General features: G+C 45.0%; 17 protein-coding genes. 11 read left to right on the top strand and 6 right to left on the bottom strand.

The window, feature by feature from the left end:
• Positions 1–23 precede the first annotated feature (23 nt).
• The 5 genes from QUA33_RS19360 to QUA33_RS19340 all read right to left on the bottom strand — a co-directional run bounded on the left by QUA33_RS19360 (position 24) and on the right by QUA33_RS19340 (position 4,801).
• On the bottom strand, positions 24–623 hold the full coding sequence (locus QUA33_RS19360; protein WP_333150356.1) for a TerD family protein: 600 nt from the start codon (positions 621–623) through the stop codon (positions 24–26).
• Between the two features lie 81 nt (positions 624–704).
• Positions 705–2,207, bottom strand: a complete 1,503-nt coding sequence (locus QUA33_RS19355) for a TerD family protein (protein WP_333150354.1) — start codon at positions 2,205–2,207, stop codon at positions 705–707.
• Positions 2,208–2,261: 54 nt separating this feature from the next.
• Positions 2,262–2,831, bottom strand: a complete 570-nt coding sequence (locus QUA33_RS19350; RefSeq protein WP_333150351.1) for a TerD family protein — start codon at positions 2,829–2,831, stop codon at positions 2,262–2,264.
• 54 nt (positions 2,832–2,885) lie between these two features.
• Positions 2,886–3,419: a peptide deformylase gene (def, locus tag QUA33_RS19345; RefSeq protein WP_333150349.1), complete on the bottom strand. Its 534-nt coding sequence runs from the start codon at positions 3,417–3,419 to the stop codon at positions 2,886–2,888.
• Between the two features lie 140 nt (positions 3,420–3,559).
• Complete coding sequence (locus QUA33_RS19340) at positions 3,560–4,801, bottom strand: HhoA/HhoB/HtrA family serine endopeptidase (RefSeq protein WP_333150346.1); 1,242 nt, start codon at positions 4,799–4,801, stop codon at positions 3,560–3,562.
• Positions 4,802–4,985: 184 nt separating this feature from the next.
• On the opposite strand from QUA33_RS19340, the gene dnaA reads away from it, so the two are divergent.
• The 3 genes from dnaA to dnaN all read left to right on the top strand — a co-directional run bounded on the left by dnaA (position 4,986) and on the right by dnaN (position 8,060).
• Positions 4,986–6,362, top strand: a complete 1,377-nt coding sequence (gene dnaA, locus QUA33_RS19335; protein WP_333150344.1) for a chromosomal replication initiator protein DnaA — start codon at positions 4,986–4,988, stop codon at positions 6,360–6,362.
• Between the two features lie 98 nt (positions 6,363–6,460).
• Positions 6,461–6,616, top strand: coding sequence for a hypothetical protein (locus QUA33_RS19330; RefSeq protein ID WP_333150342.1), 156 nt, complete (start codon positions 6,461–6,463; stop codon positions 6,614–6,616).
• A gap of 304 nt (positions 6,617–6,920) precedes the next feature.
• Positions 6,921–8,060 carry a DNA polymerase III subunit beta gene (gene dnaN / locus QUA33_RS19325; RefSeq protein WP_333150340.1) on the top strand — a complete coding sequence of 380 codons (1,140 nt, stop codon included), beginning with the start codon at positions 6,921–6,923 and terminating at the stop codon, positions 8,058–8,060.
• A gap of 130 nt (positions 8,061–8,190) precedes the next feature.
• On the opposite strand, the gene QUA33_RS19320 is transcribed toward dnaN, so the two are convergent.
• On the bottom strand, positions 8,191–9,630 hold the full coding sequence (locus QUA33_RS19320) for a HAMP domain-containing sensor histidine kinase (RefSeq protein ID WP_333150338.1): 1,440 nt from the start codon (positions 9,628–9,630) through the stop codon (positions 8,191–8,193).
• A gap of 1,002 nt (positions 9,631–10,632) precedes the next feature.
• Between QUA33_RS19320 and QUA33_RS19315 the strand changes: the two genes are divergently transcribed.
• The 8 genes from QUA33_RS19315 (at position 10,633) to QUA33_RS19280 (ending at position 21,480) form a co-directional block, all read left to right on the top strand.
• On the top strand, positions 10,633–11,712 hold the full coding sequence (locus tag QUA33_RS19315) for a permease (protein ID WP_333096887.1): 1,080 nt from the start codon (positions 10,633–10,635) through the stop codon (positions 11,710–11,712).
• Between the two features lie 179 nt (positions 11,713–11,891).
• Positions 11,892–12,680, top strand: a complete 789-nt coding sequence (locus QUA33_RS19310; protein ID WP_333150335.1) for a TIGR03943 family putative permease subunit — start codon at positions 11,892–11,894, stop codon at positions 12,678–12,680.
• A gap of 182 nt (positions 12,681–12,862) precedes the next feature.
• A complete protein-coding gene (locus tag QUA33_RS19305; RefSeq protein ID WP_333150333.1) occupies positions 12,863–14,239 on the top strand; it encodes an oligosaccharide flippase family protein in 1,377 nt (458 codons plus the stop codon).
• A gap of 20 nt (positions 14,240–14,259) precedes the next feature.
• Positions 14,260–15,246, top strand: coding sequence for a hypothetical protein (locus QUA33_RS19300; protein ID WP_333150331.1), 987 nt, complete (start codon positions 14,260–14,262; stop codon positions 15,244–15,246).
• Between the two features lie 460 nt (positions 15,247–15,706).
• Entirely contained in the window at positions 15,707–17,272 is a 1,566-nt protein-coding gene (locus QUA33_RS19295) for a hypothetical protein (protein WP_333150329.1), read from the top strand.
• Positions 17,273–17,354: 82 nt separating this feature from the next.
• Entirely contained in the window at positions 17,355–17,921 is a 567-nt protein-coding gene (locus QUA33_RS19290; protein ID WP_333096880.1) for a hypothetical protein, read from the top strand.
• A gap of 718 nt (positions 17,922–18,639) precedes the next feature.
• On the top strand, positions 18,640–19,995 hold the full coding sequence (locus tag QUA33_RS19285) for an ATP-binding protein (RefSeq protein WP_445243264.1): 1,356 nt from the start codon (positions 18,640–18,642) through the stop codon (positions 19,993–19,995).
• Between the two features lie 108 nt (positions 19,996–20,103).
• Positions 20,104–21,480 carry an ATP-binding protein gene (locus tag QUA33_RS19280; protein ID WP_333150325.1) on the top strand — a complete coding sequence of 459 codons (1,377 nt, stop codon included), beginning with the start codon at positions 20,104–20,106 and terminating at the stop codon, positions 21,478–21,480.
• Positions 21,481–21,705: the final 225 nt, after the last annotated feature.

The following is a 21,705-nucleotide window of genomic DNA, read 5'->3' as shown; positions in this document are numbered from 1 at the left end:
TTACGATTACGTTGACATACTTATCACCGCATAAACGAACCGACAACACCGTTCATGTCCTCAGCCAAAGGATTTCCCAAAGCCTTAAATTTCCACTCGCCGCCTTCTCGATAAACTTCTCCCATCAACATATTTAATTTTCCTTCATAAGAAGGGTCATTTGACAAGCGATAGCGAGCTATTTCTTTCCCGGCGGCATCTACAGCCCTCACAAAAGCATTTTCTACAAGGCCAAAATGCTGTTTTCTCTCTTTCCCATTGTAAATATTAACTCCCAAAATTATTTTGTGATATTGTGCTGGCAAAGAACTCAGTTTCACCAATATTTGTTCGTCATCTCCTTCTCCCTCTCCCGTGAGATTGTCGCCTGAGTGAACAACTGTTTTGTCATTTGACTCCAAATGAGAGTAATAAATTACATCCTCTTTGTAGTTTTTTAATTTGCCATTTTCTCCCAGCAGCAGAGCGTAGGAATCTAAGTCAAAATTTGCACCGCTGCTTCGCCCGAAAAGACCTTTTTTAGCTTGTGCAACATCCCAGCCCAAAGCCATTGTCAGTCTGGACAAGTCGTATTCGCTTTTGCTGAGAACGATCGATTGTCCTTTTGTCAAGTTGATAGCCATAGTTTTGTGATTGTGTAAGGTTTATTTTGAAGTTGAATGATTGCCCTAAGCTAGCATTTTGTTAGCCGGCAAAAGCTGTTTCTAGGGTAAGAGATTTTTGATTCGTGCTGATTTTACCCAATGCGGATATTCGGCGGTCAACAAATCGTATAATTCCTCATCGGGAATATGCTCCGGGTCTTCTAAACTGAAGAAATCGGCGTTGTCTAGGTAGCGATCGCCCATTTCGTCAAGCTGCTCTAAAAAGCTAAAATCGCTGGCTACGGTTCTTGCTAACCACCCGCGAACTCCCTTACTTTTGACATCATTCTGCGACTTACAGATCGCCATAAACTGCCAAAATATCGGCTCGTGGGACGACCACTGTAGCTGCTGCTTGGTTTCCGATTCATCAGCAGTGGCTCCATCAGTTACAAACATCACGTAGACAGGTCGATCGGCTTTAATAGGTGCGTAGCGCCTGCTACCGCGACCGTCAGGAAAATAGAAGTTTCTAATTTCCTTCATCACTTTGCCGTAGTAAGTACCTCCTTCTAAAGGATACGGTTGCAGTATATTGTGGATGAAGTTTGAGAAATTGTCGATCGACATTTCACCGGGATTGTGGGGGTTGACTCCAAACAGAAATATGTCGATCGATCCGTTGTCATCAAACCGACATCCCAAAGCCAAAATCTTCTCTGCCAAACGCTGAATTTTTCCTGAACGGTATAGGGAAGACATAGAAGCAGAAATATCTAGGCAAAGCGCTACTTGAGCATTGTGATTTGTTAAATTTGCTTTCTTGAGCGAGATATCGGCTTTCTTAGCGAGATTGAAAATGTGCGGCGCTTTCTCCTCAAGCTTTTTGTCTAATGCTATAGCTTTCTGACTTTTGTGGCTATCTTCAATAACTGGTAATTTAGGCAGTTCTACTGTACGTTGTGCTGGCTTTTCTTGCTGTTTAATCTCTGAATGATACTTGTCAACAAAACTCTTCAACCCGGCTTTATATCCTTGTCCTACGGCCTGAAATCTCCAAGCTGTATCTTTTTTATACAACCGTCCAAACTCGACTGCTGTTTCTTCAGAAAAACCTTCTGTTAAATCATACCGCGCTAGTTCGCTGCCGGTTTGGCGATCGTACAATCTGATAAAAGCATTTCTGATTTGGCTAAAATTTTGATGTTTAGCTTGTGCGTCGTGAATCGTGACCACAAAAACCATTTCCTCAACCGCAGCCGTTACTTTTTCTAAGTCTACATAAATTGTCTCGTCATCCCCTTGAGTTTGACCAGTTTGATTATCTCCCGAATGGGCGATCGCTCCGTCCGGCGACTGCGAGTTATTGTAAAATACAAAGTATCTTTCATCGGGAATTTTGCCATCAGAACCTAATGCAAAAACCGAGGCATCGATATCGCAGCTTTGCGGGTTTGAGTCGGATAAATTTAGTTCAGTTGCTATTTCCCAACCCAGGGCGATCGCAACTTTTGTTAAACTTGGAGATGTCTTAGAAAGATTTAATCTTTCGCCCTTCTTTAATTGAATTCCCATCTGGTTTGTCACCTCATGAGTCTGATTGCTTAAAATCGAGGGAAACATTCCTGCTTCCGAATTTCCCCTCGATTGATTTAACTAGGAGCGATCGACCTTTTATCAGGCATACTTATCTACAAAGCTTTGCAAGCCGGAATTGTAACCTTGTCCTACAGCTTGGAACCTCCACTCACCGTCTTTCTTGTAAAGTCTGCCAAACTCTACCGCTGTCTCTCTCGAAAAATCTTCGTCCAAATCGTACTTCGTTACCTCTGTGTTAGTAGTAGTGTCGTAAATCCTGATAAAAGCATTCCGCACTTGACCGAAGTTTTGCCTTCTGGATTCTGCTTCGTGGATAGTTACCACAAACACAATTTCTTGCACCGCCGGATCGACTTTGGTTAAATCGACTGTAACGGTTTCATCATCGCCAAATCCTTCTCCTGTTCGGCTATCTCCCAGATGTATTACAGAGGTGTCTGGCGACTCCTTGTTGTTGTAGAAAACAAAGTATTTTTCGCCGGGGATTTTGCCAGTAGCCCCCAACATAAACACGGAAGCATCTAAGTCAAACGCTGCGCCCGTGTCGGTAGCATTGATATCCCATCCCAAACCAATCCCGGCATTTTTCAGCCCGGGTGCTTCTTTAGATAGATTGATTCTCCCGCCTTTTTCCAAATTGATAGACATTCGCCCTCCTATTCACAACATCACTGGCGTTACTACTAGCAATTATATCAAGTGTTAGAGGAGCTTGACAAATTGCTGCTGGTACTCGTCCTCTGTCATCAGTTCTTGGGTGCTTTCCACTCTGTCTAAAAACACGATTCCATCTAAATGGTCGTGTTCGTGTTGAAAAATTCGGGCCACAAAGTCTGTCAATTCTTGTCGGTGGAGTTTGCCGTCTCTACTGGTGTATTCTATCTCGATTGCCCTACTTCTCGGCACCAAGCCCCGAATCCCCGGAATGCTCAAACAGCCTTCCCAGTCTTTGACTGTCTCTGTTGATGCAGCCACAATCCGGGGATTAATCATCGCTGTGGGTTCCATGTTGGGTGCTTGGGGATAGCGCAGGTTGGGGCGGGATGCGACGATGAACAGACGATCGGACTGAGCCGCTTGAGGGGCGGCAATCCCCACTCCGTTTGCCTGCTGTACTGTACAGATTAAGCTGTCAATCAACTGTTGAATGCGATCGTCCTTAATATTTTCGACAACTTGCGACTGGCGGCGCAGTACAGGATTTCCTAATTGTGAGATTTGCAAGATTTCTGCCATAGTTATTGGTTAGTCGTTATTGGTTAGTCGTTATTGGTTCACTACTTAAAAATAACCATTTCCTTCTTCCTTCTGATGTTCTTCTTGACATCCGTTACATCCGTTACATCCGTTACATAATCCGTTGCCGAACTTCCTTTTTATCGAACTTTTTGAACCGGCAAACTCCCCGTTTTAACAGTCAAATTAACTATTTGCCCGTTGCGGTTGATTTCCATTTGCAACAGACCGCCAACCTTAGCATTTTGTACGAAATCCTGAACAGCTTCCGACTGAATAATCGGCTGATTGTTAATTTTTTGAATCACATCTCCAGCCCGCAAACCTGCCGCTGCAGCGGGAGAAGCAGGAACTACACTAACAATAGCCACACCCCGATCGACTGCAACTCGCAGGCTGCTGGTAGCATTGCTGTTAATTTGCTCCTTAACCTCTGGATTCAGCGTCGCCATTTCAATGCCTAAATAAGCGTGTTCGACTTTCCCCGTCGTAATCAGTTCCTTCGCCACCTGTTGCGCCGCCTGAATGGGAATCGCAAACCCCAATCCTTGAGCACCTTGAATAATCGCCGTATTCATGCCAATAACTTGGCCCGAAGCATTCAGCAGCGGGCCGCCGGAATTCCCCGGATTAATTGCAGCGTCTGTTTGGATAAAACCGATCCGCTTGTCGGGTACGCCCACATCAGAGCTCGATCGCCCCGTAGCGCTAATAATCCCCGCTGTTACGGAATTGTCCAAACCCAAAGGATTGCCGATCGCGATCGCCCATTCCCCAGACAACAGCTTATCCGAATTGCCGATCGGCACCACAGGCAGATTATTCGCCTCAATCTTCACCACAGCCACATCCGTCACCTTATCCGCCCCCAACACCCGCCCCTGAAAGCTGCGGCCGTCCTTGAGAGTTACATTTACGGTATCGGCTCCCTCTACAACGTGAGCGTTAGTGAGAATCACGCCGTCGGCACCGATCGCAAAACCCGAACCAGTACCCCGTTCGATTCCGCCCCGGCCGCCCGAATTCGGTTCTATGCCCAAAAAATCTTCCGGCGACAGCCCTCTATTTCCCGGCTGCACCCGGCGCGAAGCATCGATCCTAACCACTGCCGGGCCAACTTTTGCCACCGCAGCCACAATAAAATTCACATTAGTTCCGTCGCCTGACAAGGAAGCAGGGGGCAAAACTTTGCTAACTCGATCCTTTGTACTACGAGGCAGTTGCAATTTCGGTTCCAGCGCCCTTTGTCCAGAATCCCCAGAATTTGCACGAAATTGAGAAACCGTCAGACGATCGCCCAACATGGCGGCCCCGGCTCCCGTTACCAGCAGCAATATGTAAATTGCCGGTTGCTTCCAAAATTTGCCAGTAGAACTCTTCATGGCCACGTTTTTAGGCTTTCCTGCCAAATCTAAATATTTGCTGAACAGCTCCCCGATACCTGGTTTGGGCTGCAGAGCCGCAAAAATTTTGGCGATCGGCAGACTCCCTTAAACTTTAGCATCTGACGACTAAACTCTCTAGAGTAGAATTAATATCTTGAATGCCGATCGGCAGAGGTGAGCAGTGGACATTCCCCTCGAAAGTCTGTGGAATCAGATACTTGAACGTCTCCAGGTACAACTGAGCAGACCTAGCTTTGAGACGTGGATCAAAACTGCTAGAGCCGAACAACTCGAAAATAACTGTTTGATCGTGAGCGCCCCCAATCCCTTTGCTCGCAATTGGTTGCAAAAATATTACAGAGAAATCCTTGCCGATGCAGTCGCAGAAATTCTGGGCTATCCCGTAGACATTTACTTGACAATTGCCGGAGGAAACGAAACAGGCGGCAGCAGCGACTCGGCCATAATTTGGCCCTCCCCCATCGCCGATGTCCCGGAAAGCCACTCGCTTCACCCCCCCAAACCCGCCAATTTAAACCCAAAATACCTATTTTCCCGCTTTGTCGTCGGTTCCAACAACCGCATGGCTCACGCGGCTTCCCTCGCGGTAGCCGAGTCTCCGGGCCGAGAATTCAATCCCCTATTTTTGTGCGGTGGCGTCGGTTTGGGCAAAACTCATTTGATGCAGGCGATCGGTCATTATCGCTTGGAAATTGACCCCAACGCCAAGATTTTTTACGTTTCTACTGAGAAATTTACAAACGATTTAATCGCCGCAATTCGCAAAGACAGTATGCAAACTTTCCGCGATCATTATCGGGCCGCAGATGTTTTATTGATAGATGACATCCAATTTATTGAAGGCAAAGAATACACTCAAGAAGAATTTTTTCACACTTTTAATACTTTGCACGAAGCCGGGAATCAAGTAGTTTTAGCTTCAGACCGCCCGCCGCAGCAAATCCCCCGCCTGCAAGAGCGTTTGTGTTCCCGATTTTCGATGGGATTAATTGCCGATATTCAATTGCCCGACTTGGAAACTCGGATGGCAATTTTGCAGAAAAAAGCCGAGTATGAAAATATGCGGCTGCCGCGAGATGTGATTGAATACATTGCTTCTAGTTACACTTCCAACGTGCGGGAATTGGAAGGTGCTTTGATTCGGGCGGTAGCTTATCTTTCAATTACCGGTTTGCCGATGACCGTGGAAAATATCGCCCCGGTTTTGAATCCGCAAACTGAAAGCGTAGAGGCAACGCCAGATGCAGTAATTGCAGTTGTGGCTGAGGAGTTTGATGTTTCTGTTGAAGATTTGAAAGGCATTTCCCGCAGGCGAGAAATTAGTTTTGCACGTCAAATAGGGATGTATTTAATTCGGCAGCATACTGGTTTGAGTTTGCCGAAAGTTGGCGAAGTGTTCGGCGGAAAAGATCACACGACTGTGCTTTACAGTTGTGACAAAATTGCTCAGTTGCGGAACACTGACCCGAATTTGGCTCAAACTTTGCGTCAGTTGAGCGATCGAATTAATGTTGTCAGTCGCAAAACTTCAGAATAAGTCAGTTGTCAGTTGTCAGTTGTCACAGCAATGACTCTATGCAGCGATTTCAAGTCCGCATCATCGAAGGAGTAACTCTCCGATAACAGACAATCTCTATGCGTAGCAGCTTGCCTGTGGAAAAACCTGTGGAAAAGTTGCCCTCCCTTTGTGGAAAACTTTACTCGATCGCCCGAAACAGTTTTTACACAAAAATGGGCGATCGACCGCACCAGCTTTTCCACAAGTTTTCCACAGGTATTTATTACCTATAAGTGACGCCCAGCAAGCAGTTAGCTTTTTTTTCCACAGTTTCCACAGGGCGATCGACACAAAAATAATTCAATAAATTAAAAAATACTAGCGATCCCTGCACAGCCAACACAGATAGTTCGCGACGCGCGTTAACCTCAGAAACCCGGTTTCTACGAAGATTTCTCGTTTTTACAGGCAAAATTTTGCGTAGAAACCGGGAATAAGCGCCCTATGGTTAACCCCTACACACAGAAAAACCGACCCGCTGGCTTTCTGTGATACGATTTGTTTCTGTTTCAAATCCGGTTAATTAACCTTCCTACCATGAAATTGGTTTGCACCCAAAGTGACCTCAACGCCAACCTCTCGTTGGTAAGTCGGGCCGTTCCCTCCCGCCCGACACATCCGGTACTAGGCAACGTGCTCTTAGTAGCGGATGAGGAAAATCAGCGGGTTAGCTTGACAGCTTTCGATCTCAGTTTGGGCATTCGTACCAGCTTCGCAGCAGAAGTAACAGGCGGCGGCAGTTTTACCATACCCGCTAAATTACTCAACGATATTGTTTCGAGACTCCCCGATGGAGAGATTACTTTAGAAGACGAAGCCGGAGACACCGTAGCATATCTCACTTGCAGTTCTGGCAGCTACCAAGTTAGAGGCATGGGCCCCGAAGAATTCCCAGAATTACCCGCCATCGAAGCCGGAACAATCCTCAAATTGCCACCCGAAGCCTTGATAGAAGGACTCAAAGGAACTTTATTTGCTACTAGCCCCGACGAGGCAAAACAGGTACTTGCAGGCGTGCATTTAAAGGTATTGCAAGATTGCTTGGAATTTGCAGCTACAGACGGCCACAGATTGGCCGTAGTTCAAACTGCAAATGAAAAAGCTGAAGGCGAAGAAACCCAAGAAGAATTTGAGGTGACAGTCCCCGCTAAAGCATTGCGGGAAGTAGAAAGAATGCTGGTCATGCGACAGTGGACTGAACCTGTAACCCTGCATTTTGAACACGGTCAAGTAGTGTTTGAGTGGGCAGACCAGCGGCTGACAACCCGCACCTTGGAAGGGCAATATCCCGCATACCGGCAGTTGATTCCGCCCTCCTTTGAGCGGCAAATTACCTTAGAAAGGCGATCGTTCTTAGCAGCAGTAGAAAGAATTGCCGTGTTTGCAGACCAAAAAAATAATATTCTCAAATGCAGCATCGACGAGGAGAATCAGGAAATTACTTTGTCTGTAGATGCTAAAGATGTCGGCTGTGGTAAAGAGTCAATGCCCGCACAGATTTCGGGAGATAGCATAGATATTGCTTTCAACGTGAAATACTTAATTGACATTTTGAAAACTGCTCAGTCTCCCGAAATTCAACTGCAATTAAACGGTGCTCTTGCACCTGTAATTTTTCAGCCTTTAGGCGGAGTCAATGCTACATTCTTGGTGATGCCAGTTCAGCTTCGAGCGTAACAGTAGCGTAACAGTAGGGTGCGCAATGCGCACCTTACCTAAATCCGTGTATCCGTGTCCTGCATTCCCTCTTCCATCCATTCGTTAGTATCCCTTACATCCGTTACACTCATCGGTTGCCGGACTTCCTTCAAATCAACGGCAACAAAATTTCAAATTCAGTACCTGTACCGGGAGTAGAATGCAAATTTAACTTGCCTTTATGCTTTTCCGTAACAATTTGATGGGTAATTGCCAACCCCAAACCAGTACCTTTGCCAGCGGGTTTAGTGGTGAAAAATGTCTCAAAAATCCGCCGTTGAATTTCTGGCGGAATTCCCGGTCCGTTATCGGCAATTCTGATTGCTATCCAAGCGTTATTTTGATTTTTTGCCCCTGCTTCTGGGCAGAAGTCGCCGTTTTGGCTGGCGGATGATAGCGGTTTTGCATTTTGTCGATCGCCCATAACATAATTTTGAATTAATTCCGAATTTACGCAGTCTCCGTCACAACTGTTTATTACCTCGGTTTCAATAGTAATCGCAGGCATAAAACCTTTTTCTTCTTTTACCTCTTCCAAAGCGTCGATTGCATTGCTGATAATATTCATAAATACCTGGCTCAACTGACCAGAGTAACACTTGACTAAAGGCAAATCTCCATAGCTTTTAACTACTTCAATTCCGTACTTGAGACGGTTTTTCATAATTAGCAGCGTACTGTCAATACATTCGTGGATGTTAGCTTGTTTCAAATGGGTTTCGTCCATGTGAGAAAAGGTGTGCAGGCTGGTGACGAGTTCGGTCAGCCTCTGCGATGAAACTTTCATACTTTTGAGAATTTCTACCCAATCTTCTTGCAAAAAATCAAATTCTATGTGTTTTTTGAGTTGGTCAATTTTTTCGCTGTTACCCACAATTTGTTCGTAAGCAGATAGCAACTCCATGATGTCTTTCGAGTAGTTAGACAAAAAGCCTAGATTTCCGCTGATGCAGGTGACGGGATTTCTAATTTCGTGGGCGACTCCAGCTACCATCTGTCCCAAACTCGCTAGTTTTTCGGTTTGAATTAGTTGAGATTGAGTTTGCTGCCTCAGCAATTTTGTTGCTAGTTCATGAATATTGGATTGCGCTACTAACAGTTCGTGCACGTCTAGCAAACTATAAGTTTGAGGTGACAATTGAACCACAATCGGTTCGTAAAGCAGTTCTTTCGATCGCAACAGCGACTTCCTGGCTGCATCCACGATTAAAGTATTGCTGGGAAAAATTAAACTCTCAGTTTCGGCAAAGCGGTACAAAGCCCTCACTGGTCGCTTTAAAAATAATTCTCGCCCAAAAGGACGGCTGATAAATTCTAAAAATCTCCGCCGGGAAATCATGCCGGCAAATTCACCTTGATGGGTCACAATGACTCCCGGTAACAGCGGATTAGCTTCTAACATCTGAGAAATTCGCATTCCCCAATCCGTAGCTTCTACCTGAAAATCGTACAGCGACAATTGTTGGAGAGTAGAGTCTAAACAAAGTTCTCCTAGGTCAGCCTCGGAGATGGGTTGGACTGGTCTTTCTACGCAGGAGGTATTCAACATAAATTCATCAGTACGCTTTTTTGGGGTTCTATTTGCTAGCAGACATTCAGCTACCAAAGGTCAGCAGGTGAGTTGCTGAGTGCTTTGACCGGCATCTCCTGGCAAACTGCATTTTAAATTACACAAAAAACTGACTGTAGTAAGAAAAATTTTACCACTTAAAGTATTAGGCAATATTAAGTATCACCGATATAAATGCGCCCTGGCTAGGCCTGACTTTATTTTATACTGACTTGAGGGGTATTAACGCTTGGTTCGACTATTTAATTATTCATTAACCTGGAATTCTGGTCTTAACCTATTTTTAATAATAAGGTTACATTTTTCCAAAATATAATAAAGTGACAATAGAGGAAAATCGGAATTGCCCGATCGCCCGCCTCGCGGTCGAATGTACCCGTGGGTGCGCCTCCCTGAGTTTTAGGTCGCACTATAACCGCGATGGTGTCCCCCCCCACCAGCTACGGCCTTTGATACTCAAGACAACGGAGGACACGGGAATGCCGTTTCCCTACCCCAAAATAATCACTTTTTTTCGATGAAAGATCTAACCATCGGCTGCCGATTAATTGTAGGGAAACGGCCAGGCGCGGTGTCCTGACTGTGGGTAATATCAATTCCGATGCCACCGAATTAGAGATCGGGTAGAAAAATTGAGTGTAATTCAAACAACTTTAACCCTTCCAAATCATTCACAAGCTAGCATTGATTAAATTATAAACTCTACTAATTCCAGCCAAGAAAAGGCTTGATTAAATTTAAAAATTAATCATATACCATGGTGAAAATTAGGGACGGATATATATTGTACGCCATATCTATAGGGAAACGGTACGGCCGTGTCCTTACCAGGCTCTGCGACTTTTAAGGATGGCTATAAGATAGAGGATTGTAAGAAAAAAGTTTCAACTGAATCTTAACTTAGTGCTGTGCTTTGGTATGATCGACAGGGGGTTCTGCCAAAGACGTGTAACTAAATAGCAATTTACCAGTAGGTGATCGATGCAACCCGCCCTCACGAATCAGTTAAACAATGCTTTTACCCTTTTTCTCAGCTTGTTAGTAGAAGCAATACCTTTTCTGCTGCTGGGAGTTTTATTCTCAGGTTTGCTGCTGGGGTTTGTAGACGAACGCAAACTCGTATCCCGCATCCCGCGAAACCCGCTACTGGGGGCTTTGATGGGCAGTTCGATCGGCTTTTTGTTTCCCGTGTGCGAGTGCGGTAACGTGCCCGTAGCCCGCAGGCTACTGATGCAGGGAGTGCCCGCACCAGCCGCGATCGGCTTTTTGCTTGCGGCCCCCACCATCAACCCCGTGGTAATTTGGGCGACTTGGACGGCATTTCGCGATCAGCCAGAAATTGTAGTTTTGCGGGTGGTATTTTCCCTAGTCACAGCCACAATTATCGGCTGGGTGTTCAGCACCCAAAAAGACTTGCGACCTCTGCTGCAACCTGCTGTAGCCCGCGCTATCCCTCTACCAAAACCAGAGTTTTCCGAACAAGAGCTCGTCCAAGCCAACACTCCGCTGCTGTTGCAGTCGGGAACTTTTATGCTCGGTCAGCCGGGGGGGGCGGTGCCGATCGAATCTTTGCTACAAGACGACTGGAAGCCATTACAAACAGGCCAAACAGGAAAAACCTCGAAACGTTCCTCGATGTTCCACCGCGTTTCTAAAGAGCGTCTGCGCCTGCTTTTAGATACTATGGTACAGGAGTTGCGCGAATTGGGAGGAGTGTTGGTAATCGGAAGTGCGATCGCAGCCATCATTCAAGTTGGCGCACCCCGCGAACTAATTCTCAACCTCGGCCAAGGCCCCGTTTCCTCAATTCTCGCCATGCTGCTATTAGCCGCTGTCGTATCGATTTGTTCTACAGTAGATGCCTTTTTTGCCCTGTCTTTTGCTTCCACATTTACCAGCGGTTCGCTGTTAGCCTTTCTCGTTTTCGGCCCGATGATTGACCTCAAAGGCATAGGTTTAATGCTGTCAATTTTTAAAAGTCGAGCCGTAGTTTACATAATTGTCTTGGCAGCTCAGTTAACCTTTTTGATGACCCTCGGTGTTAACTTGCATTTAGGTTAATAAATTAGATATGACATATAAATAATACCCGTTGCTATTTTCCAGGACATTGATTCACGACTGTACTCACGGATATACGGGTAGCTGTTTTTTCAATCTTTGTTCTTCCTTATTTCGTCTTATTCTTTCTTTTTATTCCTTCAAACTCTCTCTTCCCAATTCTCAATGACTCTTACAAAATGAATCTTAAAAAAATTAGCCCCTGGCTGGACGCCCTAGCTATCTTAGCGTGGGGAATACTGCTCCTCAAATATTGGATTACAGGCAAATTAAGCATTCTCATTCACCCCAATTACTTTGGCTTGACTTTAGCGGGAGGAATCGGCTTAATGGTTATTGGCGGGTTAAAAACTTGGGAACTCGTAAAACTCGATCGCACCACAAAGCAATCGCGAACATCACTAGCAAATAAATCTCTCAGAATTACAGAAGTTGAACACGTTACTTTGTTTCCCCCCAGCATCGGCAGTACCTTAATGTTGAGCGTCGCATTAATCGGTTTACTAACAACGCCACGCACTTTTACCAGCCAGACAGCATTAGAACGAGGTCTCACTGAATCCCTGCCAATCACCAGACTGCAACCCCAAGAATTTCGCAATACTACAAAACCCGAACAGCGATCGCTCGTCGAATGGGTGCGACTGTTAAATTTCAATCCAGAACCCGATACATACAGAGGTCAAAACGTCAAAGTTCAAGGATTTGTAATTCATCCCCCCAACATAGCAGAACAATATATGTGGATCGGGCGTTTTATCATTACCTGCTGCGCGGCCGACGCCTATCCCATCGGGTTGCCGGTAAAATTACCGATCGGTCAAAGCCGCACCGCCTTTGCCCCAGACAGTTGGCTAGAAATAGAAGGAGAAACGATCGTAGAAGAACTCCAAGGCAAGCGCAAATTAATCATTCAAGCATCCTCCCTCCAACCAATTCCCGAACCCAAAAATCCTTATGATTATTAGGTATGGAGGAAGTATGAGATTCTATTTTACATTTATTTCCAGATGGGCACTGAGAACCCCTTCTCCGTATACAAATAAAGATACTGTACAGTCAGCTATAAAAGTGGCAGCAGCATCCTGTAGGAGTTGCAAATAACAAATTCAGCAACTACACTCGTAATTAGGAAATAAATTCTGAGTATATGTCATCCGAAAAAAAATTAGCTATCAAAGGTGCTGTTTGGACGATCGCAAGTTATGGAAGCAGTCAAATTATCCGATTTGGTAGCAACCTAATCCTGACGCGCCTGCTTTTGCCTGAATTATTTGGTCTAATGGGTCTAGCCTACGTTTTCATCGTAGGCATTAACTTATTCACAGACATAGGTCTGGGCCCAAGTATCATTCAAAACAAGCGCGGGGACGAGCCTCAATTTCTCAACACTGCTTGGACAATGCAAGTTATTCGCAGCTTGTTTGTCTGGTTGTGTTTAATTCTAATAACCTGGCCAGTTACTCAATTCTATGAAGAACCCCGTCTGATGTGGTTGATTCCAGCCATAAGTATAAATACCCTAATAGGAGGGTTTAAATCGACTTCCGTATCCACCCTAGAACGCAAAATGAGCGTTAAGGAAGTAGTGCTTTTTGAGTTGGGTACGCAGATAATTTCTACTACAGTGATGATTGTGTGGGCTTTCTTCGATCGCAGCATTTGGGCGATCGTTGTAGGCGGCTGGACTGGAGCTGTAGTGGAGTTAGTATGGAGCCATTTTTTGATTCCCGGCAAGTCAAACCGCTTTGCTTGGGATAAAGAAGCCGTAAAAGAAATATTTTCTTATGGCAAATGGATATTTTTGTCTACGATTTTATTTTTTCTGTGTTCTCAAGCCGATCGACTCATTCTCGGGAAAATATTTACTTTAACACTGTTGGGCATTTACGGCATCGCTTTTACCCTGGGGGATATGCCGCGCCAAGTCATCATCGCCATTAGTGGCCGGGTGATTTTTCCCTCGATTTCTATGCTAGCCACGTTGCCGCGGGAGGAGTTGCGCGCCAAGATCCTGAACAACCGCAAGTTAATTCTAATACCATTAGCCGTAGGTTTAGCAATTTTTGTGAGCTTCGGAGATCAGTTAATTTTAATACTCTATCGGAAAGAGTATGCGGCGGCTTCTTGGATGATGCCAATCTTGGCTTTAGGTATCTGGCACACCACCTTGCACAATATGATGGGTTCTTGTCTGTTAGCCGTAGGAAAGTCTCAGTACGCAGCTATGGGTAATCTGCTGACTTTTGTGAATCTATGTATAACTATACCGCTGGGATACCACTTAAAAGGTAATTTAGGTGCCGTGATTGCTGTAGCTCTCGGCGACCTTCCTACCTATGCAGTAACTAACTACGGTTTGTGGAAAGAAGGACTAACTTGTTTTTGGCAGGATATTCAATTAACAGGGCTGTTTATAGGGGTGCTAGCCACTCTAATTTGGTGTAGAGTGGCTTTTGATTTTGGTCTGCCAATCGATAAAATATCACCGATGGATTTAATTCCCATCAATCAACTGTTTAAGTAAAGGAAAAGGAGATTTTCTATATGTCAGCCGAACCCAATACAAGAAGAAAAGTAATTCACTTTATCTTTTTACAAATTGCTCTGTTTCAAGAAATATTGCGAGTGAGCAGGAGGTATGCTAAACTGATGTTCTTTTATCAAAGAAATAGCATTATAAATTTATTTAAACAAATCGAGCAACCCGAAAAAGAACGTCCCAAAGTCTTTGCTGCTGTCGCACACATTACATCCGTTGAAGAATCTAACAATCCAGAAAAAGGCGCAGAAAAAATAGAGAGACTCAGGCACACAATAGATGGACTGTTGACGAGTTTTGCTCATTGCGACCTGAGTATTGCTATCCAAACTCTACCGAACAGGCACGTTACAGCCTACTTACCTGAATATCAAATTAAGTGCATTCAGATACAAGAAGGCCCTGAATGCGATCCCATGTTTGTAGAGTTTAGGCTTCAGGAAGAATTTGTCGAAAGAGTAGAAAAATTTGACTGGTTTTTATTCATAGAAGATGACATTGTTTTGTATGATGCTTTCATTCTAGAAAAATTAGAAAAATTTAACCTACAAAGCGGGTATGAGAATGCTATTCTTTACCCAAACCGTTTTGAAATGTATCAAGGAACCAAGAGATATATTGATTTGACAATAGATGCGCAGCTATCATGGAATCAGCTATCTAGTGTAAAGATAGAAGGTGTAAAATTTGCTGAGTTTAGCAATCCTCATTCAGCATTTTACTGTTTGTCAAGAAAGCAGATGAAAGAGTGGATGAAATCAGGTCGGCTCTTTAAAGATCAAGTAGTGAATGTCGGGCCTTTAGAGAGTGCAGCGACTTTTTGTATTTTGGAATGTTTCTCAATCTATAAGCCTCACCCGTCAAACTTAAACTATTTTGAGGTCAGACATTACGATAGCAAATATTCTAAGCTGTATCCCGCACCAGAATCGCCATATACACTGTCAGCAGTTAATAATATTTCCAACCCCCTAATCGTCAAGGATTCGTGAAAGGTATCTAAGTAGGGGTCATGATTATTAGGAGGATGGGTAGAGCGCCAGGGTTAACTCTCAACCTATAAAATAATTAGCGATTTGAGATTTAATCTCAAATAGTCCTGGACGCAACTGGCACAATTGTAGGGCGATCTACTGTCCTCAAATCCTCTCTCGATCGAGCAATTTTTAGCTCTGAGGCATCCTAAAAGGTAAAACTCAAATTTCACATCTCCACTCGGTTGATACTGTTGAAAGTGCCCCAGAATCCACGGATTTAAGCTCGTGAGTTTAATTCAGTCCTGGAGGCATCAACACTTTCAGAAACCGAGTTAGTGACCGACATACTTCGTTGCAGCCCTTCTCGCTGGTAAAAAAAACCGTTTCAGAGGGTCGGGAGTACGCCCAAGACAGTAAAATTTAAGAGGGAAAATTTGGCAGTTGATTTTCAGCAGAAAGTAGGAGAGAAAGATTTGTGAGTATTTTTAAGAAAAAAATTAATCCTTCACCTTTCGCTAATCTGCCATTCAAACAGCCGATCGACCGCACGGCCATCTTGCTCATGCTAGTGCTGAGCGTCTTAATCGGACTGCTGCTGCTGAGCGGCGATCGCACAGCACCCAGAGTGCGAGAATTTACCTGGGAAAACAAACAAATCGGCGCCGAAGATACCGGCTTTATCCTCACATTCTTTCGGCCGATGAACCAGTCCACCGTCGAGGAAAACTTAAAGCTAGACCCCCCCCTCCCCGGTAAATTTAGTTGGGCTGGAAGACGCATGGCTTACACCCTCAAAGATCCAGCACCCTACGGCGTTACCTACACAGTCAAACTCGCTGGAGCAACCGACAAGTATTTCGGAGAAAAAAACCAAAATAAAGGAACGCTAATGCAACCGTTTAGCAGTTCCTTTCGCAGCCGCGATCGAGCTTTTGCTTACATCGGCGTCCAAGGCGAAACAGAAAGCAGATTAATGCTAGTCAATCTCACCAGCAGCGACTCAAAACCGATACCGCTGACTCCCAAAGATTTAGTTGTCACCGATTTTAAACCCTATCCCGACAGCGATCGCATTTTATTCTCAGCCACCGATAGATCGATCGCCCGTAGTGGTGCCACCCTAAATCAAGAACTATTCACAGTCACCACCGGCCTCAACCCCCAATCGGATTCAGGAACTCAACAAAAATACCCAGCCGGTAGAATCGACAAACTATTAGATGCCAAAGATTACCAAAACCTCAAATTCGACCTCTCAGCCGACGGAAAAATCATAGTTGTCCAGCGCGTCAACCGCCGCAATCCCGGCGATTTCAGTCCTTGGATTTTGGAAGAAAAACAGGCGCCCAGACCCTTGGAAAATGAACAAGGCGGAGATTTTATGATTCGCCCCGACAGCAAATCGATGGTAATATCTCAAAAACAAGGATTAGCGATCGTCCCCCTCAAACCCGAAGCAGACCCAGTAGAATTTTTGCCAAAATACGAACAAGTATTGGGCATGGCCCGGGACAACTCTGCCGCCGCCTATGTTAAATACAACAGCGACTTTACTCGATCGCTTTTCATCTTAGATAACCAAGGTGTAGAACAAGAAATATTGCGTATTCCCGGCAGCATTATGGCCGTTTATTTCGACCCCCGCAAAAACCAAGACAACCAAGTTCAGCGTCTCTACTGTTTGTTAGCCCAACGCCTCAAAACAGAAAGCTATAAAGAACAGCCTTTCATCGCCACCATCGACCTCAAAAAAGAAGGTACTCGTTTGGTAGGAACCATCAAACCGCTGCTGATTTTGCCCAACCAATTAGATACCCAAATCAGTTTATCTCCTGACGGTCTGGCATTAATTTTCGACCAATCAGTCACAGCAGCAACTCCCTCAGCAGCAGACAGTCCCCGCAACGATAGCGGACAGTCGATCGCCACCAGCCGCCTCTGGCTGCTACCCTTAGTAGAAATACCGACAGACGGTTCTCCCGCAAAACTACAGCCCGAAGAACTTCCCTTTGCCGGCTATCACCCCCGCTGGCTACCATAAACCAATTTGAGATTTAAGATCGCACTGCTGACTAATGACTGGTGACTAACCTAAAATCTAAAATCTAAAATCTAAAATCATTATGACTCCCGAAGAAATTAGCAATAGCCTTAAAGACTTATTTGGTGACAGTGTTGAGATGCCTGCTGCCACTTCTTGGCAAGTAGAAACCCCCAATTTTCGCCTGTTAGTCCTCCTTTCAGAAGACGGGAGTTGGCTGCGGATTTTGCTGCCGATCGCCGATGCCCAGGAAGCTCAACCATTTCTTGATAAACTGCTAGAAGCTAACTTTGACACCACCCTCGAAACTCGCTACGCCTTACATCAAAACGTTTTGTGGGGAGTATTTCAGCACAGTTGTGCCACACTCGCGACCGCCGATTTCTCAGCCGCCGTCGCCAGACTGCTGGCTTTGCAAGAGAGAGGTTTGTCTGACTTTTTCGGCGGTTTGATAGAAAGCCGCATCCGTCAAATCATCAAAGCTGCGAAGGCGCAGGGACAGTCTGTGGAAACTACCCTTCAGACTTTAGACCGTTTCTACGCAGAGGGATTGATGGGTGAAATGGAACTAGGGCGAGAGTCTCGCGAAAATACTCTCGCGGCTTGGCGGTATCAGCTAGAACGCCTCTGGCCGGAGGTGGAACCCTAAGAAGACGATTGGAGACGGCAGATGGCAGGTGGCAGATGGCAAAAAACTGACTACCATCGAGGTTGGAAGTTGCTTAAAGTTGCATTTCTTTTGAGTGGTATGGCCACCGCCAATACGGTTAGAACGTTCTTAATTGCACAAACCCTTGCGGAACATAGCTTCTTCCTTCTCTCGCGACGATAACTAAAGCCTTCCATCCGTTACATTCGGTTACATCCGAAGAAAGCGAATCCGTGGCCGAACTTCTTTCTGCTGTACAATCTGCCGATTGTTGCTTGGACCACAGTCTTGACGATACCGTTGGAACCTCAAGCCCCTTGGACGATGGCTGATCCGGGCCCTCCAACCCTCGAAGGATGCCCGTATATTCACTGATAAGCCGCTGGCGGTTCTCCAATTCCCTTCTATCACTAGAAAAATGGTATAATTTATCACAATAATTAATTATAAATATTAAAAATTTTCGGAAAACACGCGATCGCAGGTATATCATGGTAAAAAGTTTACAGATGAACTCCGTAAGATCCACAAAAGCTTCGATCGTTTAACATTGATTGAGAAACAAAACCTTTAGCACACAATGCTAGTGTAATCGGGTTAGGCTACCGGGTACTATTCTAATTTAACAAACTAGCAACTACCCTCTTCCAATTACCCATTACCAATTAATAGCAACTTAAGTTATCCATCTATACAACATTTAACAGGGGTTTCATCTATGTTTGCTGTGCGTGAGACTAGCTCGGAGTTATCAGTGTTGCATATACCTGAAATTTGTACTTGGAACATCTCCTTAGAATCAACTCTCGTAGACCTGCCCCTCTACAACTGCCAAATTGAATTAACTCAACAGGCAAAAGAAGTAGCCCAGGCTTTTGAAAAAAATTCCATGCTTCCCGGCGTTATTTTGACAGAGGGGGGTAATTTTGTCGGCATAATATCCAGGCGTCTATTTTTTGAAAAAGTTAACCGCCGCTACGGATTAGAAATGTTTTTCAAGCGACCAATAGAGGTATTATACAAGTTTTCTAAGCCAGAGCCGCTGATACTTCCCGGCAGTAAATTAATAGTAGAAGCCGCCGAGGAATCGCTTTACAGGTCAGGAGAATTAATTTACGAACCTGTAGTAGTGGAAGTAGCGCCTCAGAGCTACAAACTCTTAGACGTACACCAATTAATGGTTGCTCAATCAAGAATTCATCAATTAACAAATAAGTTGCTCCACAAACAAACCCAAGCCAAACTCATCCAAACAGAAAAAATGGCTAGTTTGGGGAGAATTGTAGCAGAAGTAGCCCATGAAATCAGAAATCCGCTGAACTGTATTTGGGGAAATTTAACTTTTCTGCTGTCCTATTTTGAACACTTGCTTCAGCTCATGTCGGTTTATGAAGAAGAATATTCGGAACCATGTCCCCGAATTGACGCTCTCAAAGAAGAAATTGAATTTGATTTTTTACAAGAAGATTTACCTATCACCTTAGAAGGGATGGAGTTGGGGGCCTCGCAATTGCTAAAAATAGTTAACGGGCTGCACCACTTCTCTCATATGGACGAGACAAAACCAGTGGAGACAGACATTCACGAATGCGTGGAGATGACGCTGTTAATATTGAAAAACCGCTTTAAAAATAGCATAGCAGTGGTTAAAAATTACGGCGAACTGCCGCTAGTAAGCGGCTACTCCGGTCAGTTGAGTCAGGTGTTTTTGAATTTGTTAGTTAATGCTCTAGACGCCCTGACAGAGTACGCAGCCGATCGAGAAATGCACACCCAGTGCCCGGACAACTGGCAGCCCCAAATCGAAATTACCACTAAAGTCATAGAAACCGAACACGGCAAGCGGGTGGCAATTTGCATTGCCGATAACGGGCCCGGCATTCCTCCAGAAAATCACCAGCAGATATTTGACACCTTTTTCACCACTAAACCAGCAGGCAAAGGCAGCGGTATGGGGCTGGCTATCTGCAATCAAATCGTCACAGAAAAGCACGGCGGCCAACTCAAATTGCGATCGCAACCAGGTAAGAACACTGAATTTGAAATTCTCCTGCCTATAGTTGGCACAACATGATTAACTCAAGAATATTCTCGGTTGTTCGCTCCTGCGTTGAAGTGATAGGCTAGCTTAGTAGTAGGTTCTCAATTCACTTTCCCAGCGTTTCGGCAACTAAAAGTTCCAGTGGCAAATAAATTCAGTTCTAAACTCATTAGCCCTTCACTCTCCGAAGGCAGCCATCAAGACCTTTCCCTAGAGTCTACCCTCTGGGATTTGCCCCTGTATGACTTTCAGGTTAAATCGAGCTGCTTGGCCGTGGCAGTTGCCGAAATGTTTGAACAGCATCCCCTAGTGCCGGGAGTCGTCTTGATGGAAGCAGGAGAGTTTGCGGGGATGATATCCCGCAGGCAACTGCTGGAATATTTGCTTAAACCCCAAGGCCCAGAGCTATTTTTGCACCTACCGCTAAAAGTTCTCTACAGTTACGCTCGCGTCGAAATATTATTAGTCCCAGAGAGTACAACCATTTTGGCAGCAGCTCCACAAGCTCTGCGTCGATCGCCCGAATTGCAGTCAGAACCGATCGTCGTCCAAATAGACTCCCAATCTTACCGACTCTTAGACCCTAACGCACTAAACATCGCCTACTGGCAAATTCGCGGCATAGAAACTCAAGTCCGCTACGAAAGAGCCCAAACTCAAATGATTCAAAGCGAAAAAATGGCTAGTTTAGGGCGTTTAGTCAACGGAGTCGCCCACGAAATTTTAGATCCGGTAGGCTTTATCTGGGGGAATTTAACCTACGTAAGCGACTACAGCAAAAACTTGATGGAGTTGCTCTCAGTTTACGACGCATACTGTACCGAACCCCCGCCGCAAATAGCACGGCTCAAAGAAGAGATCGACTATGACTTTTTGCAAAACGATTTCCTCCGAACTGTTGCCAGCATCAAATCAGGAGCGGAACGTTTGAGCAAGCTGGCAAGCAGTTTGCAAAACTTTTGCCACATAGACGATGTTTATCCCAAACCAACCGACTTGCACGCCAACATAGACAGCATACTTTTGCTGCTCAAAAGTCGTTTGACCAGGGAAATCCAAGTAGTGAAAAACTACGGCTACCTGCCACCAGTGCCGTGCTATGCAGGACAGCTAAACCAAGTATTTATGAATATCTTAACCAATGCTATTCATACATTAATTAATGAAGCAGTCGGTCAAGAATTGGCGAAGGAGTTCAAAGGTGGAGGGTTCAGAGACGGCGATCGCCAGCCTAAAATTGAAATCACAACTCAAGTCTGCTGTCCCGAACCTGCGCCGGATTTAGATAAACTTCATGTTCGCTGGGTTTCGATTTGCATAGCCGATAACGGGCCAGGAATGTCACCTAGCAAGTACAAAAAAATTATAGAATCATTTTCTACGGAAAAACGCGCCCTCAAAGAAACCAGTTTAGCAGTTAGCTATCAAATAGTGACGGGCAAACACGGCGGTGCATTCAGAATGCGATCGGAGTTAGGCAGCGGCACTGAATTTGAAATTTTGTTACCCTTAGCTTAAAGAAGTCAGTTGTCAGTTATCAGCAGTCATTAGTCATTAGCCAGTAGTCAGTAGTTATTGGTTATTAGTTATTGGTTATTCGTTATTAATTATTATGAAACCCACATTCCGCAGATGTGGGTGGAATTTTTTTATCAGTTGTGAAAAGTCTGGGGGGGTGACAACCCGCCCCAAACCCATAGTTAGTAAGGATTGAGCCAACTTGTGGTAAAAAAAGATAGGCAG

The organism is Microcoleus sp. Pol14D4, assembly GCF_036701245.1.
Classification (GTDB): Bacteria; Cyanobacteriota; Cyanobacteriia; order Cyanobacteriales; family Microcoleaceae; genus Microcoleus.
The sequence above is the reverse complement of the archived record's forward strand: the minus strand, read 5'-3'. Positions and strand labels throughout refer to the sequence as shown.